Here is a 15,909-nt window from a genome sequence, read left to right on the forward strand (position 1 = left end):
ACAAGGGGAAGACAAAATAAGAAGCGCTCGATTTTTTTATTGACAAAATTTATGTTTTGTGATATAGAGGGAGAGTATTCGAGGCGGAGTCAGAGAAATTGATTTGACGATCGCTTCTCGTAAAAAATTTGGATAGATCGTGGCCGATCGCACGTACCGCTTGTTGTTAGCTGAAGACGATCGCGATCTTGTAGAGGAATTGCGCGAGCTGTTGCGATCGCTGCCAAACGGTCGTTACGAACTCGAGTGGCGTTCCGAGGTCAGTTTGACCACAGGAGAGCCGTTCGACGCCTATTTCGTCGAAGCTTGGCGCGTTCGCGAACTCCCGAGATCGCAGCAGCAAAAAGCGATCGCCCTCGTCGAAACGGTCGAAGCTGGACTGACCGCGATCGAAGCCGGAGCTAGCGATTATCTCTTGCGCGATCGCCTCGATCGCGCCGCCCTCGAAAAAACCCTGCGATCGCTGCGATCGCGAGAGCGAAACCATTTATACGAATCCCTTTTGAGCGACGTGGCCGAAACGATTCTCGTCACCGATCTCCAGGGAGACTTTATCTGGATTTGTCCCAACGTGAGGGTCATTTTTGGATACGCAGTCAGCGACGTCGCAGCCCTGAAAAACGTTAGCAGTTTGTTACCGAGGGATCTGTTCGAGTTCGAGGATCTCGCGCGAACCGGAGAACTGCTCGATCTCAATTGCACGATTCGCGATCGAGCGGGAAACGAACATCATCTACTCGTCAACGTCAAATATCTCGAGAAACAACACATCTCCTACATCTGTCGAGACACGACCGAACGTCATCGCACCGCTCGACTGCAAACGCTCAACACCGCCCTAGAAGAAGAAATTCAGACTCGCAAGCAGGTCGAAACCGCTCTAGCTGAAAGCGAAGCCAAATTTCGCGGCATGGTCGAACGGGCGGGTGTGGGAATTTCGCAAGTCGATCTCGACGGACGATGGATTTTCGCCAACGACAAACTGGTCGATTTCCTGGGCTATTCCCAAACCGAACTACAACAGATAAAGTGGCAGGATATCACGTACCCCGACGATCTCGAGGAAGATCTCGACCTCGTCCGACAGCTCTACGACGGTCGAATCGATCGCTACAGTCTCGAAAAACGCTACGTTTGCCAAGACGGAAAGGTGGTTTGGGCGCAAATCTTCATGACGCTCCTACGGGATGCAGCAGGAAATCCCGCCTCCTACATCGGCATTGTCGAAGACATCGGCGATCGCAAACAGACGGAAGCCACCTTAAAAGAGCGGGAACGAGAATTTCGCACCTTAGCCGAAAACTTTCCCGAAATCATTACGCGCTTCGATCGCAACTTACGCCACGTCTACGTCAGTCCCAGGATCGAAAAACTCACGGGAATGCCTCTCAAAGCCTTTATCGGGAAAACCAATCGCGAACTGCGAATGCCCGAAAGCCTGGTCGTTCGATGGGAACGCGCGATCGAAACCGTTTTTGAAACCCAACAGTCCCAAGACCTCGAGTTTTCCTGGCCGTCTCCCGACGGCGTGAAATGGTTTCAAACCCGACTCGTTCCCGAATATAGCGAAGACAGTTCCGTTCGCTTCGTCATGGGCGTGACCACTGACATCACAGCTCGCAAACAGGCCGAAGCAGACATCGAACAACTGGCCGAGCGCCTCGTAACCGTCATCAACACTGTCGGCGAAGGGATTACCCTCAGCGATCGCCGGGGCAACTTCCTGATTTTCAACTCTCCCATGCAGGAAACAACCGGATATAGCCTCGAAGAAGCCAATCGCTCTCCAAATTTTTTCAAACTGCTCTATCCCGAACCGACTGCCTTTCAAGAGTTTGAAGCCCACTTCGATCGCGTCGTACAGTACGGACGAGCGCGCAACCGAGAAACCCAGATCCGCACCAAAGACGGAACCTGTAAAACGCTCCTCGTCTCGACGACACTCATGCAGTTCGGCGATCGCAACTGGTTTCTGAGTGCCTACCGCGACATCAGCGATCGTCGAGCCACCACCGAAGCGCTCGAACGGGAGCGCAACCGCCTCGCCGAAGCTCAAAAAATCGCCCACGTGGGCAGTTGGGAATTCGACCTCCTCACCCGCGAACTGTCTTGGTCTGACGAAACCTTTCGGATTTTCGGTGTCGATCTCGATCGACACCGGGAACCGACCCTCGAAGAACATATCCGACAACTTCACCCCGACGATCGCCAGATATGGGAATCCGAACTCTACCGAGCGATTCGCCAAGGTTGTCTCTACGAACTCGAACTCCGTATCTTGCGACCCGATGGCGACACGCGCCACGTTTACGTGCGAGGCTATCCCGTTTACACCGACGATGGCGAACCGATGCACCTGTTCGGAACCGTTCTCGACATTACCGATCGCAAACGTCGCGAAGAAGAACTTCAACAAAGCCAACGCTTCGTCGAACGCATCGCCGACGCATCACCTCAACTGCTATACATTTACGATCTACAAGCTGGACGCTGTACCTACGTCAACCAACAAAGTCTCGAAATTTTGGGAGATTCCCCTGAAGACGTTCGAGAACTCGGATATCGCTTTATCGAAGAACGCTTGCATCCAAACGACCTCAAAAACCTCCCCACCTTGCCCGATCGCTGGAGTCGCCTCACCGACGGCGAAGTATTCGAGTGGACGTTTCAAATCCGAGGCCGCGACGGTTCTTATCGCTGGCTGCGATCGCGTAACGTCGTTTACGATCGCGATGAGAACGGGGCGATCCGACAGATTTTAGGAACCGCCACCGACATTACCGAACACCAGCAGGCTCAACTCGAACTCTGTCGCAGCGAAGCGCGCCTGCAAACCATCGTCAACAGTATCTCAGACAGTCTCGTTATCGTCGATCGCCAGGGAATCGTACGGTTTGCCAATCCCTCGGCGGCTCGGCTGTTCGGTCGTCCCCTCTCGCAACTCGTCGGCTGGGAGTTCGGACAGCCCATCGTCGTCGGCAGTGCCAGCGAACTCCACGCGATCCGTCCGGGGGGAAACCTGGTCGTTGCAGAAATGAACGTGGCGGAAACCCACTGGGACGACGAAGCGGTGTACGTGGTTGCATTACGGGACATTACCGAACGGCGACAGGCTGAGGAAGCGCTACGGGACAGCGAAGCCAAATTCCGGCAGATGGCAGAAAACATCCAAGATGTCTTTTGGCTGTTTTCTGCCCCGATGGGAAAACTGCTTTACGTCAGTCCGGCGTACGAACGTATCTGGCAGCGATCGCCGGCCGATCTTTACACCGATCCCGAATCTTGGCTCGAATCCGTTCATCCCGACGATCTCGCCCTGATGCGTACTGTCCTCGCTCGAGAGCGGCGAGGGCAGGGCAGTCGGCAAGAGTACCGCATTTACCGACCCGACGGCGAACTGCGCTGGATTTCTGCCCGCACTTTTCCCATTTATGACGAACGGGGAGAGGTGGTGCGAATGGCGGGAATTGCTGAAGACGTGACCGATCGCAAACGCGCTGAAGCCGAGTTAGAACGCTATCGCACTCAACTCGAAGCCTTAGTCGAACAGCGCACGGCACAACTGCAAGCCGCCAACGATCGCTTACAAGAAGAAATGACGCGACGCCAACAAGCACAAGCGAGACTTCACTTTCAAGCACGATTGTTAGACGTGGTAGAACACGCGGTTATCGCGACAGATTTGTCCGGGGCGATCGTGTATTGGAACCGCTTCGCCGAACGACTGTACGGATGGTCGGCCGAAGAGGCGATCGGAGGCAATGTCCTCGATATCCTCTCGACCCCTACCTCGCGCGATCGCGGGCGAGAATTGATGGGACAGTTGAGTCGAGGAGAAAGTTGGTCGGGAGAGTTTCAAGTCAAACGTCGCGACGGCACGGCGTTTCCCGCCCTCGTGACCAACTCACCAATCGTTAACGAAAACGATCGGCTCGTGGGGATGGTGGGGGTATCCATCAACATCAGCGATCGCAAACAGGCCGAAGAAGCGCTGAAAAAGGCTAACGCCGAACTCGGCATCGTCGTCGAACAGCAAACTCGGGATCTGGCCGAGGCCATCGAGCGCCTCCAGCAAGAACTGGCCCAGCGCAAACAGGCTGAAAGGGCATTTCGATCGCAAGTCGAACGAGAACGCTTGTTGGCACAAGTGCAAGAACGGATGCGTCAGTCTCTCGATCTCGACGAAATTTTAGAGACGACCGTGGCCGAAGTGCAACAACTTCTCGATGCCGATCGCGTGACGGTTTATCGCGCCGTCGGAAACGGACAGTTCGAGGTGGTTCACGAAGCCCTCAGAGGCGAGTTTTATTCGGTATTGGGACGCTCGATCTCGATCGAAACGGAAACTTTTATACCCATCCAAGCGGACGGTTACCGCTGCGATAACCTGTACGTTCGGGTGTTCGCGGTGCGAGATCCCCAAAGCCGAACCGAAGAAGAGTCCGTTTGGGGCATCTTGTGCGTGCAGCAATGTCGAGCGGTTGGCGAGGAAGGACAGCAACCTTTTCGCACCTGGACCGAGGGAGAGCGGGAGTTACTTCACCAAGTCAGCGATCGCTTGAGTATCGCGCTGTATCAAGCGCAACTCCTCGACAACCAGGTGCGTTATGCTCGGGAACTGGCGCGATCGAACCGAGAACTCGAACAGTTCGCCTATATCGCCTCTCACGACTTGCAAGAACCCCTGCGAGCGGTGACGGGATTTGCCGAACTGCTCGCAGACGAATATCGCGATCGCCTTGACGGGGAAGCCTTAGAATATCTCGATTTCATTATCGACGGCGCCCGACGGATGCAGCAGTTGATTCGCGATCTGCTGGCCTTCTCGCGGGTGGGAACTCGGGGGAAAGCGTTCGCCCTGACCGATTGCAATGCCGTCCTCGATCGCGCTTTATCTAACCTACACGCCGCGATCGCCGACAGTCAGGCGATCGTCGAACGAGACAACCTACCCGAAGTTTGGGCTGACGAGTCCCAGATGGTACAGCTATTTCAAAATCTCATCGGCAACGCCATTAAGTTTCGCGGCGATCGTCCCCCACAGATTCGCATTACGGTAAGATTACTATCGGATAGTTGGCAATTTTGCGTTTGCGATAACGGTATCGGCATCGATCCCAAATTTTCCGATCGCGTGTTCGAGGTGTTCCAACGTCTCCACACGCGACGCCAATACCCAGGGACGGGTATCGGATTGGCGATTTGCAAAAAAATTGTCGAACGACACGGAGGTAAAATGTGGGTCGAATCGTCTCTCGGTGAAGGTTCGGCATTTTACTTTACGCTGCGGTGCAACCCCGAACCCCAAAAGGTGACGAGGGAACACGCCCCTGGAGATCCGTGTCCCCAGCCAGAGAACAGGTTGTTTTCGTAAATTTTTGTTGTAAAACGTTTTAATGTTGGAGCGAGCGGTTGAATCGGGGTCGCACAGCCAAATCTACGTATTAGTTGTCGAAGATTCTCCAGGGGATGCGAAGTTAATTGAAATGGCGTTCGATCGCGGACGAACGCGGCCGCGTCTCTACATCGTCGAAGACGGCGTCGAAGCCCTGGACTTTTTGCACCGAGAGGGAAAATACGCGAACTGTCCCCGCCCTCACCTAGTTCTACTCGACCTCAACCTCCCCCGTAAGTCGGGATTAGAAGTCTTATCGGAAATCAAGCGCGATCCCCACTTAAAAGTCATTCCCACCGTGGTTTTAACGACCTCAGACGACGAGTTAGAAATTTTACGCTGTTACCAACATCACGCCAACTGCTATCTCGTCAAACCCACGAGTTTCCAAAAATTCTGCCACGCGATCGCCTGTATCGAAGCCCTATGGCTAGATGCCGCCAAACTCCCCAATTAGATGAGGTAAAGACAGTCACCAGTCACCAGTCACCAGTCACCAGTCACCAGTCACCACTCTTCCCTGAAAAAGCTCCCCTGCTCCTCTTCACTCTTCATTCTTCCCTCTTCACTCTTCCCTCTTCCCTGAAGAAGCTCCCTTGCCCGAGATCGATCGCACGGCGCGATCGCAGTTATAGTAAACTGGGGATTTGTTCGGTTTACCCTCCCCTTCAGAGTCGAGTAGAGGTTCGTGCATGGCATCCATCCGTGAGTTGCACCAACAATTGGTGGAAAAAGAACGTTCTGCCGTCGAACTGACGACAGAAACCCTAAAACGCATTGAGGCGTTGGAACCGCAACTTCACAGCTTTCTTTACGTCACAGCCGACCTAGCCCTAGAGCAGGCGCGACGGGTCGATGCCAAAATTGCGGCCCGAGAGGAGATCGGGCCGCTCGAGGGCATCCCGATCGCCATCAAAGACAATCTCTGTACGCGCGGCTTACCCACCACCTGCGCCTCGCGCATTCTCGAAAACTACGTTCCGCCTTACAACGCGACGGTTATCGACAAACTGCATGCAGCCGGGGCGGTCATCGTGGGGAAAACGAACCTCGATGAATTTGCGATGGGGAGTTCCACTGAAAACTCCGCGTTCCAAGTGACTGCCAACCCCTGGGATACGACGCGAGTTCCCGGCGGTTCCTCGGGAGGATCGGCGGCGGCGGTCGCGGCCAAAGAATGCGTGGTTTCTCTGGGATCGGATACCGGCGGCTCGATTCGTCAACCGGCCTCGTTCTGTGGCGTCGTCGGCTTGAAACCCACTTACGGCTTAGTCTCTCGCTACGGCTTAGTCGCTTACGCTTCCTCTCTCGACCAAATCGGCCCCTTTGGGCGTACCGTTGACGATACGGCACTGCTGCTCGAGGCGATCGCCGGATACGACGCCAAAGACTCCACCAGTTTGAAAACCGAAATCCCCAGATATTCCAAATTCATTCAACCGAACCTGAAATCGAAAGGACGGCTTCGGGTTGGTGTTATTCAAGAAACCTTCGGTAAAGGCTTAGACCCAGAAGTCGAAACCGCCGTCAAAACGGCTGTCGAAACCTTGCAAGAATTGGGAGCAGAAGTCCAAGTCGTCTCTTGTCCGACGTTCCGTTACGGCTTACCCACCTATTACATCCTCGCCCCCTCGGAAGCTTCCTCGAACTTGGCGCGATACGACGGCGTGAAATACGGAATGCGCGCGGACGAGACTGAAGACCTCATCGAAATGTACTCGAAAACCCGCGCTCGAGGCTTCGGCGCAGAGGTCAAACGCCGCATCGTCATCGGCACTTACGCTCTCTCGGCCGGATATTACGATGCGTACTATTTGAAAGCCCAAAAAGTCCGCACGCTGATCTGTCAAGATTTCCAAAAAGCCTTCGCTCAAGTCGATGTTTTGGTGACGCCGACCGCCCCGACGACGGCGTTTAAAGCTGGCGAAAAAACCAACGATCCCTTGAGTATGTATCTGTCGGACTTGATGACGATTCCCGTTAACTTGGCAGGGCTTCCAGCGCTGAGTATGCCTTGCGGTTTCGACCGTCAAGGACTGCCAGTCGGACTTCAACTCATCGGAAACGTCTTGCAGGAAGCTCGCTTGTTGGAAGTCGCCAACGCTTACGAAAAAGCCACGGACTGGAACCAACGCCATCCGAAGCTTTAACCCGAAGTCGTAGGGTGCGTGACTTGAAAAATCGGGTGTCGATCGTGAGATCGATAAATCGTCACGCACCGCCAATGTACACCGCCTACCAAAAGTTACCCGTAGAGACGTTGTCGGTAACGTCTCTATTTTTTGATTTTTGATGGCCGTTTGGTCTTCCTTAAATGGTAGAATTGTCGATCGTCAAATTTGATTAGGGGAGTAAAACCGGACGATGGCGGGCAGCGAAGTTAAAGCAGATCTGTGGATTACTGAATACATTACGCCCTGGGACGTCTACCTCCACGGGGCGACGCGCTTATTGGCATTTCAACAAACGGAATTTCAGGAAATGTACATCGTCGAAACGGGGGCTTACGGAAAAGCTCTGGTTCTCGATGGAAAATGGCAGTCCTGCACGGGAGATGAGTTTCTCTACCACGAACCTCTGGTTCATCCGTCCTGCATCGGTCACGGCGCACCCCGCAACGTCTTGATTCTCGGTGGCGGCGAAGGGGCGACGCTGCGGGAAGTGCTGCGGTGGAACACGGTCGAACGGGCGGTGATGGTGGACATCGACAATGCGGTGGTCGAAGCCTGTCGCCAGCATCTGCCGGAAATGCACCAAAATGCGTTTGACGATCCTCGAAGCGAGCTAGTTATCGGTGACGCCCTGAAGTATCTCGACGATACGACGATCGCGTGGGACGTGGTTATTTCCGATCTCTCCGATCCCATTGAGGAAGGGCCGTCGTTCCAGTTATTTACGAAAGAGTATTTCGAGCAAATTCGCGGCGTTTTATCGCCCCGAGGTCATTTTGTGGTGCAGGCGGGGCCGGTAGCACCGGCGGAGTTACAACTTCACGCCCGCATTGTTAACACTCTCAAGGCGGTGTTTCCTCACGTTCAGTCTTACAGTTCTTACGTTCCCACCTATGCCGCGCCTTGGGGGTTTGCGTTGGCTTCGATGCAGGAGCTTTCAACGCGCCCCGATCCCGAGTCGATCGATCGCATCCTGGCGGAAAACACCACAGGCGGCTTGCGAATGTTCGACGGAACGACGCTGTTGGGGATGACGAACCTTCCTCGCCACCTCCGCGATGCGATCGCTCGGGAAACGGAAGTCTACACGAAAGCCCATCCGCCCAAGTTCTTTGGAAAAGGGGTGGTGAAGCAGTAATGAGGAGATGAGGAGATGAGGAGATGATGTGACTCCTCATCTCTTCATCACGATTTCTCTTTCACCTTGGGTGCGCCGTTGGTGATGTCTTGGGGGGAAACCACCTGAACGTCACCTTCGACGTCGGCTCGGATGATGTCGAGGACGAGTTTTGCGTCGCCGCTCGTGGACTCGCGACATCGCGTGAGTTCGGCGCAGGTGGACGCGACTTTTTGTAGGATTTTGGCGGTTTTGCGATCGCCTGCGATTTCGAGTTCTTCTGGGCTGAGGGGGCGCTGTTCTTCGAGAACGGCTCGCACGACAGAGACGAGAGGGCGAGCGTCGTGACAAGCTTGTTGGTGTGCCACTTGCAGGTTGAGCAGGTGACAGAGTTCTCGAGCGCCCCGTTCGACGGGGAGTAAGTCGGTGTTGGGGGTGGGTTCGGAAACTGCCATAATCGATTCCTCTGTGATTCCGTTGGCAAAGCGTTCGGCTGGAAGACGGTCTTCTTCCCACAGGCTGCGGACGAGATCGATCGCCGCTTCCCGAGTTCGGGGACTGTCTCGACGGGCGAACAACCGTACGATAACCCCTTCTCGCAACCGTGGAGGAGTTTCGAGATTATCGACGATCAGATAGCTGACGATTCCTTTGGACACGGATCGGGGGGCGGTATTGGTTGATTTTTAGTTCAATGTATCAATTTTAGCAGATTGGGGCGATCTCATCGATCTGGCGATCGCAAACTCGTCGAATTGAGATAGCCCACATCAGAATTTTGAGAAGGTCTGGACAAATTAGCAAGGGCTGTCCTTCAGTCCCGACATCTCAACCCCAAAATAAATGAAATCCTGTGACGACCTTATGAGACAACCTAGAAGGTATCTATAAAGAAAAAATTAAGAGGTGAGGCGTTTGAGCATCAGAGCTGTCATGGCTTGATATACAAAGCACTCACTCATCTGAGGAAGACGCTCGTAATCCTTACTCAAACGTCGGTGCTTTCCTAACCAAGCTAAGGTGCGTTCGACGACCCAGCGTCTTGGCAAAACGACAAAACCCGGTTCAGTCCGTTCGACGACCTCCAACTCCAAGTCACAGCCTTGAGCGACTCGCTGTAACCTCTCACCACGATAGCCTTGGTCAGCCCAGACCTGCCCCAGAGTTGGCTCACACCAGGTACTCTCCGTCAGCAGCATTCGGGCCGAGGTGGAATCGGCGAGATTCGCGGCATGAGCGAAGACTACAATTATCAATCCCAGGGTATCTACCAGGATGTGTCGCTTGCGGCCGTTGACTTTCTTTCCGCCGTCGTACCCTCGGTCTGTACCCCCCACGTCTGTCGTTTTGACCGATTGACTGTCAATGATGCCAGCGCTGGCTTTTGCCCCTCGCTGTTTTTTTTCGCAGCGCCTCTCTCAAGTGGTCGTGGATATACTGCCACACCCCTTTCTTCTCCCATTTACGCCAATATCCATAGACGGTTTTTGCGGGGGGGAAGTCATGGGGCAAGTATTCCCAGGCACAGCCCGTTCGACACACGTATCGGATGCCGTTGTAGACTGCCCTCATATCCACGGTTCTTTTTCTGCCTCGACCTGATTCTGACTTAGCTCGAGGCAGAAGGGGTTCCACGATTTTCCATTCGGCGTCACTCACGTCGCTGGGATATCCTTGTCGAGTCATGGCTCTGTCTAACTGGCTTCTTCTCTTTTATCCTTCCTCTCTTCCCTCTTCCTTCCCTCTCTTTATCTTTTCTTCACAGATATCCTCTAAACGTGGGTTCTAAATAACTCAATCGAGGCAGTCTCTCAGGCGCTTAAGGCGTTCTTTATCCTACCTAATGATAACTCTTCTTATTTAACTCAAGAGTAAAGTCTAATAGGAACTTGCCTCGAAATGCCTTTATAATCAAGACTTTACGTCTTTATGCGAATAGTTTTCAACAAACAAAAAGCTTAAAAAATATTACAAACTTATTTTTTTTGAACTAAAGAATTAAACTAAAGACAGAGAAAAGTTAACCTTGAATTAACCTCAGCAAAACGGCGTAGAGCTTAGGGGGAATCGATCGTGGTAGTCGCACTAAAACTCCATTCAACCGCTCGGCAGAAAACTGTTAAACCGAGCCAGCGATTCACCGTTGTCCAGCCAATTCACAACGATCGCGAGCTGTCCCCCCCGATCGCCCGACGCTCAACGCACTCAAACGTCAACAACCGAGCGTTTGTCCCCTACGCGATCGTCCACAGTACACCGGGGCGGTTGCGGTTGCGGGTACCTCGCCTCGCCTGCGATTCCCACTACCTCCATCGCCTACAAGTGTTGCTCGAGGCTGACGAGTGCGTCGCTCGAGTCCGCATAAAAGCCGCAGCCATGTCGGTTTCCGTGAACTATCACACCGACCGGGTATCCGACGATCGAATGCGCTTCTATACGATCGGTCTGATTCAGCTTGCCGCGACAGCCATTACGCCCGCCCCGAGTCCCAACGCCGAATCCGCCTCAGAAAGCGGTTGGTCTCAACTGAAGCTTCCTGCTTTTGCAACTCTCCTCGCCCTGCTGGCCGGTCCTGTTGGCTGGTCTGTTCCGACTGCTGCCATCATCGGAACGATCGCCGCAGGCAGCCTTCCCATCGCCAAAAACGCCCTATCGAGTATTTGGCAAGACAAGCGGCTCAATATCGACTGCCTCGACTTAATGGCGTTGGTTCTGACAACCCTTCAGGGAAATCCGCTCACCCCATCGACAATCCTATTGCTGCACAAACTCGGAGATCTGATCCGCGATCGCACCGCACGCACCTCGACCCGCCAAGCGTTAGAACTGATCGATTCGCTCGATCGCTTCGTCTGGGTCGAACGCGACGGTTCTAAAGACCAAATTCCTCTCGATCGGGTCAACCCCGGCGACACGGTCATTGTTTATCCAGGGGAACAGATTCCCGTCGATGGCAAGATCCTGCGCGGTCGAGCTTCGATCGACCAACAAAAACTCACCGGCGAATCGATGCCCGTCATGCGAGAGGTCGGTCAAACGGTCTATGCTTCGACCTTAGTGCGAGAAGGACAGTTATATATCCTCACCGAACAGACAGGAGCCGATACCCGCGCCGGACAGAGCGTCAAACTCGTACAAAATGCCCCCGTCGGCGATACTCGCATGGAAGACCACGCGGCTCGCTTAGCGGAGAAGGCGATTTTACCGGCGTTGTGTGTCTCAACTGGCGTCTTGCTCGTAACGGGCAGTATGGCACGGGCGGCGGCTATCCTCACCCTCGACTTTATGACGGGTATTCGCGTTTCCGTTCCCACAACCGTTCTCGCCTCGATGACCGCCGCCGCACGACGCGGTATCCTCATCCGCAGCGGACACAGTTTAGAACAGTTGGCCCGAGTGGATGCCGTCGTATTTGATAAGACTGGCACTCTCACGCAGGGAGACGCGATCGTCACGGGAGTCCGAACCGTAAACGGTGCCGATCCTCAACGATTGTTAGAATTGGCGGCAACCGCCGAGAAGCGTCTGACGCATCCGGTTGCCTCTGCTGTCGTGCGTTACGCCCGATCGCAAGATGTGGCAGATTTAGAACGCGGCGAATGGGAGTATCAAGTCGGTCTCGGCGTGCGGGCAGATATTGATGGCGAGGACGTGCGGGTCGGTAGCGATCGCTTCTTGCGAGGGGAGGGAATTAGCCTCGAATCGCTCGAACGAGAACATCCTGACATTCAAGGCACGTCTTCGATCTATGTTGCCAGTAACGGTCGGCTTCTCGGGGCGATTCAATACACCGATCCCCTGCGTCCCGAAACCCAAGCCACGATCGAAGCTCTACAAGCTCGAGGGGTAGAAATTCATATTCTCACGGGCGATCGTCGCCACCGCGCCTTAACCGTTGCGAAAGAATTGGGCATCGACCCCGATAAGGTTCACGCCGACGCTTTCCCAGAGCAAAAGGCAACGGTTGTCCGCCAGTTGCACGAAGACGGTAAAACGGTTGCGTTTGTCGGAGATGGGATTAACGACTCCGCAGCTCTGGCTTACGCGGACGTTTCCGTTTCCTTTGGTGACGGTTCGGAAGTGGCGCGGGAAACGGCAGACGTGGTGTTGATGGAAAACGATCTCGAGAGCTTGGTCAAGGCGATCGCTCTGGCCAAACAAACCCAACAACTGATTGGGGAAAATACGCGCCTCTCGGTGATTCCCAACGTGGCCGCGCTTTCTTTCGCCACGACGGTTGGACTGCACCCCCTTCTGGCGGCGGTGGTTCACAACGGTTCGGCGATCGCTGCCGGAGTTAACGGACTTCGACCTTTAATGAGTAAGGCTGAGTAGCACTCAGGACTAACGGGTCAAAATGCCATCCATTCAGGAGGAAATCGATGATGAAGTTGGAATACGAAATCGGTAAAGAAATTGCGAAAAACTGTCCGTTTGGTTTTCGCTGTCTTCTACCCAGTACGGCCGTTTTGCTTCTCGGGACGGCTGGCGCTCTACTGCTCGCTCCCGTGGTGGTTCCCGCCGTTAAGAAAGTTGGTAAATCGGTTGCCAAAGCGACGATTAAGGGAGGCATGACGGTTTATGAAGGCAGCAAGGCACTCGTGTCTGAAGCGAAAGCCGAACTGGTGGAAGCTCCCCCCGAAGCCTGAAAAATCGGGCGCTTGCGGCTGAGCGAGTCGCGATCGCCCCGATGCAGACGACTATGGCAGGGACGAATCCTGACTCGTCCCTGTCGCGAGTATTTTTTCACGCTCGCTATGGTGCAGAAAACTTATTTCAATTTTGGGTTGACAAAAATTGCAAAATATGTATTGACTGCGATCGGTGTCTTTTCGTCTCTCAAACCCCTTTTCACGAAAACTGTTGCTGGTTGGACTTACGCAATTAAGCCTTACCCACACTAAATGTAGAGGTCGGTGGGCAATGCCCACCCTACACATGGAGTGAATGCGTAAGCTCCGGCTGGATAAGGGTTAGCTTCGCCGAAGCTGCAACTGACCCGAGAGGCGATCGCGTGAGTGAGTTCGTCCGCCTCCACTCTAGCGCTTGCCAGATCGAAAAAATAAAATACAATAAAAATAGTCAATTTGGCGTGTCTAAACGTCTATGTATAAATGCTGAGCCTTTCCATTATCTAAGGCAATGGAAAATCTATTTTCTCCCGTTTATAATTTGCATTGTCTCGCCGTTATTTTAGGGCGATCGCTAATTATTTTTAGCGTCGTTTTTTTATCCACAAAATCTGCATTGGCCGGAATTCTGAATCCTCTTTCCTCTCCCTTTAAACTCGCCTCGCCCCTGTCTCCCATCTCCGAAACCGGCGATCTTACCCCTTGTTCGTCAGAACCAAGTGGGTTTGGATTTCCTGGCTTTCAACCCGGAACGCTGCGATCGCACGTCGAAGAAATGGTCGGCGCACCCATGCAAGTGCAGCCGGGGTATTGGGGCAACACGACCGCCTTAATCTATAATTTAATTCCCAAAAAAGTGAGTTTGGGATTTCTGTTCGATAACACCTCAGATCGCTTGCGTCAAACTGAAGCCTCTTTCGCCCAATCTGTCGATCGCCATCTCATTCTCTCAACGCTCGATAGTATGCTCGGCTGTCAATTAGACACCTCGATTCGCCAGGGATTCGATCGCGTTTGGACTCGAGAAATCTCAGCGTACTCGTTTTCCCTTCCCTCCCTCGAAGGGACGATCGCGTGGGAAAATGAAACCCGTGTCTACATTGGCATTTGGCAAGACGACTTACATTGAGCAGATATGGCCGGACGACGCTACGCCATTTTAGGAACCGGAGCAATCGGAGGATTTTACGGGGCGTGTTTGCAACGAGCGGGAGCGGAGGTGCATTTCCTCCTCAGAAGCGATTACGAGACGGTTCGCCGCGACGGACTCACCATCGATTCGGTGGGGGGAGACTTCCGACTTCCCCACGTTAACGCCTATCGTGACGTGTCGGAAATGCCGAAGTGCGACGTGGTGGTTCTCGCCCTCAAAACGACCCAAAACTACCGTTTACCGAAGCTGTTACCCTCAGTGTTGGCGGACGACGGCGTGGTGTTAGTGTTGCAAAACGGGTTGGGGGTTGAAGACGAGGTGGCCGAAATCGTCGGCGGCGATCGCGTCGTGGGGGGACTGTGTTTTATTTGCTCGAATAAAGTCGGCCCCGGTCATATCCGACATCTCGACTACGGACCGATCGCCTTAGCCGATTATACGCCCGGTTACGAACCCCTCGGCGTCACGTCGCGACTCGAGGCGATCGGGACGGATTTCAAACAGGCTGGAATCGAGATTCAATTTCACAAAGATTTGCTGTTAGCTCGGTGGAAAAAGCTGGTTTGGAATATTCCGTTTAACGGGTTATCGGTCGTGTTGGACGCCAAAACCGATCGCTTGATTTTCGATGCAGACTGTCGCCAAGCTGTAGAATCGTTGATGGCGGAAGTGGTTCGGGGAGCGGCGGCGTGCGATCGCACCGTTCCCGAGTCGTTCGTGTCGAATATGTTAACGACGACGGAGAAAATGAATCCCTATTTGACCAGTATGAAGCTCGATTACGACGCGGGGCGATCGTTGGAAGTCGAAGCGATCGTCGGGAATCCTTTGAGAATCGCCGATCGAGCGGGGGTGCGTTTGCCTCAAATCGAGCTACTATACCGTCAGTTAAAATTTCTCGATCGCACGAAGCAAAATGTGAAAAAATCGAAATCTTGATACCTCAAATTCAAGAATCGAGGGTGCATTTCATTTTTGAACAAGATCGCGACGCACTCCCCCACCTCGCGGGACGCAGGTGGGGGTCAAGGAGCCGCACCACTCAAAGCCTTGAGTTATCATACCGTTATGGTAATCCAGAAACCTGGCCAGATCGTTCGCACCGATAAATGGAGTCTTAACCCCACAAAAGAACAGCGACGACTGTTTCACGAGACGGTTAAGGTCTATCGTCGTGTGTGTCGGCACTTGGTCGGAATTCTGTTTACCCATTGGTCTTCTCTGGCGGGGTTGTCCAGCCAAAAACGAGTACTGGCGGTTGAAAAACTGATTCACCAAACCGCACAGAATCCCCAACCTAAATAGGGCTTGCTGAAAAGAAGTGAAAAGCTTACGACGTAAGGCTTAGAGGAGTCTTGACGTGGCTTCGAGAACCCGAAAAAGAGGTAAAATTGGAAATTCCCGTGCATCCGGCAAGAAAAAATGTATCGAAAATCACAAAA

At 53.6% G+C, this 15,909-nt stretch carries 12 protein-coding genes; 9 read left to right on the top strand and 3 right to left on the bottom strand.

The window, feature by feature from the left end:
- Window positions 1–139: 139 nt before the first annotated feature.
- On the top strand, window positions 140–5,374 hold the full coding sequence (locus tag GEI7105_RS33495; RefSeq protein WP_017661010.1) for a PAS domain S-box protein: 5,235 nt from the start codon (window positions 140–142) through the stop codon (window positions 5,372–5,374).
- A 22-nt stretch (window positions 5,375–5,396) separates the two neighbouring features.
- Window positions 5,397–5,852, top strand: coding sequence for a response regulator (locus GEI7105_RS0113635; protein ID WP_017661011.1), 456 nt, complete (start codon window positions 5,397–5,399; stop codon window positions 5,850–5,852).
- 108 nt (window positions 5,853–5,960) lie between these two features.
- On the opposite strand, the gene GEI7105_RS40460 is transcribed toward GEI7105_RS0113635, so the two are convergent.
- Window positions 5,961–6,089, bottom strand: a complete 129-nt coding sequence (locus GEI7105_RS40460; protein WP_281166990.1) for a hypothetical protein — start codon at window positions 6,087–6,089, stop codon at window positions 5,961–5,963.
- On the opposite strand from GEI7105_RS40460, the gene gatA reads away from it, so the two are divergent.
- On the top strand, window positions 6,088–7,545 hold the full coding sequence (gene gatA, locus GEI7105_RS0113640) for an Asp-tRNA(Asn)/Glu-tRNA(Gln) amidotransferase subunit GatA (protein ID WP_026097644.1): 1,458 nt from the start codon (window positions 6,088–6,090) through the stop codon (window positions 7,543–7,545). The genes GEI7105_RS40460 and gatA overlap by 2 nt on opposite strands.
- A 214-nt stretch (window positions 7,546–7,759) precedes the next feature.
- Window positions 7,760–8,704 (top strand): spermine/spermidine synthase domain-containing protein, encoded by a 945-nt coding sequence (locus GEI7105_RS0113645; protein WP_017661014.1) that lies wholly within the window; start codon window positions 7,760–7,762, stop codon window positions 8,702–8,704.
- 47 nt (window positions 8,705–8,751) lie between these two features.
- Here GEI7105_RS0113645 and GEI7105_RS0113650 read toward each other — a convergent pair whose 3' ends face one another.
- Together GEI7105_RS0113650 and GEI7105_RS34905 are read right to left on the bottom strand one after the other, a co-directional pair.
- Complete coding sequence (locus tag GEI7105_RS0113650; RefSeq protein WP_017661015.1) at window positions 8,752–9,342, bottom strand: hypothetical protein; 591 nt, start codon at window positions 9,340–9,342, stop codon at window positions 8,752–8,754.
- 240 nt (window positions 9,343–9,582) lie between these two features.
- Window positions 9,583–10,369, bottom strand: a protein-coding gene (locus GEI7105_RS34905) for an IS5 family transposase (RefSeq protein WP_202804402.1) whose coding sequence is annotated in 2 segments (ribosomal slippage) — window positions 9,583–10,072 and window positions 10,071–10,369 — 789 coding nt in all. Because the reading frame shifts where the segments join, the coding sequence is not laid out codon by codon here.
- Between the two features lie 387 nt (window positions 10,370–10,756).
- Between GEI7105_RS34905 and GEI7105_RS0113660 the strand changes: the two genes are divergently transcribed.
- The 5 genes from GEI7105_RS0113660 (at window position 10,757) to GEI7105_RS30510 (ending at window position 15,772) form a co-directional block, all read left to right on the top strand.
- A complete protein-coding gene (locus tag GEI7105_RS0113660) occupies window positions 10,757–13,018 on the top strand; it encodes a heavy metal translocating P-type ATPase (RefSeq protein ID WP_202804403.1) in 2,262 nt (753 codons plus the stop codon).
- 47 nt (window positions 13,019–13,065) lie between these two features.
- Window positions 13,066–13,332 (top strand): hypothetical protein, encoded by a 267-nt coding sequence (locus tag GEI7105_RS0113665; RefSeq protein WP_202804404.1) that lies wholly within the window; start codon window positions 13,066–13,068, stop codon window positions 13,330–13,332.
- A 493-nt stretch (window positions 13,333–13,825) separates the two neighbouring features.
- A complete protein-coding gene (locus tag GEI7105_RS30505) occupies window positions 13,826–14,443 on the top strand; it encodes a hypothetical protein (RefSeq protein ID WP_017661019.1) in 618 nt (205 codons plus the stop codon).
- Between the two features lie 6 nt (window positions 14,444–14,449).
- Window positions 14,450–15,406, top strand: a complete 957-nt coding sequence (locus GEI7105_RS0113675; RefSeq protein ID WP_017661020.1) for a putative 2-dehydropantoate 2-reductase — start codon at window positions 14,450–14,452, stop codon at window positions 15,404–15,406.
- Between the two features lie 36 nt (window positions 15,407–15,442).
- Window positions 15,443–15,772 (top strand): hypothetical protein, encoded by a 330-nt coding sequence (locus tag GEI7105_RS30510; protein ID WP_017661021.1) that lies wholly within the window; start codon window positions 15,443–15,445, stop codon window positions 15,770–15,772.
- Window positions 15,773–15,909 lie beyond the last annotated feature (137 nt).

This window comes from Baaleninema simplex PCC 7105, assembly GCF_000332355.1.
GTDB lineage: Bacteria > Cyanobacteriota > Cyanobacteriia > Cyanobacteriales > Geitlerinemataceae > Baaleninema > Baaleninema simplex.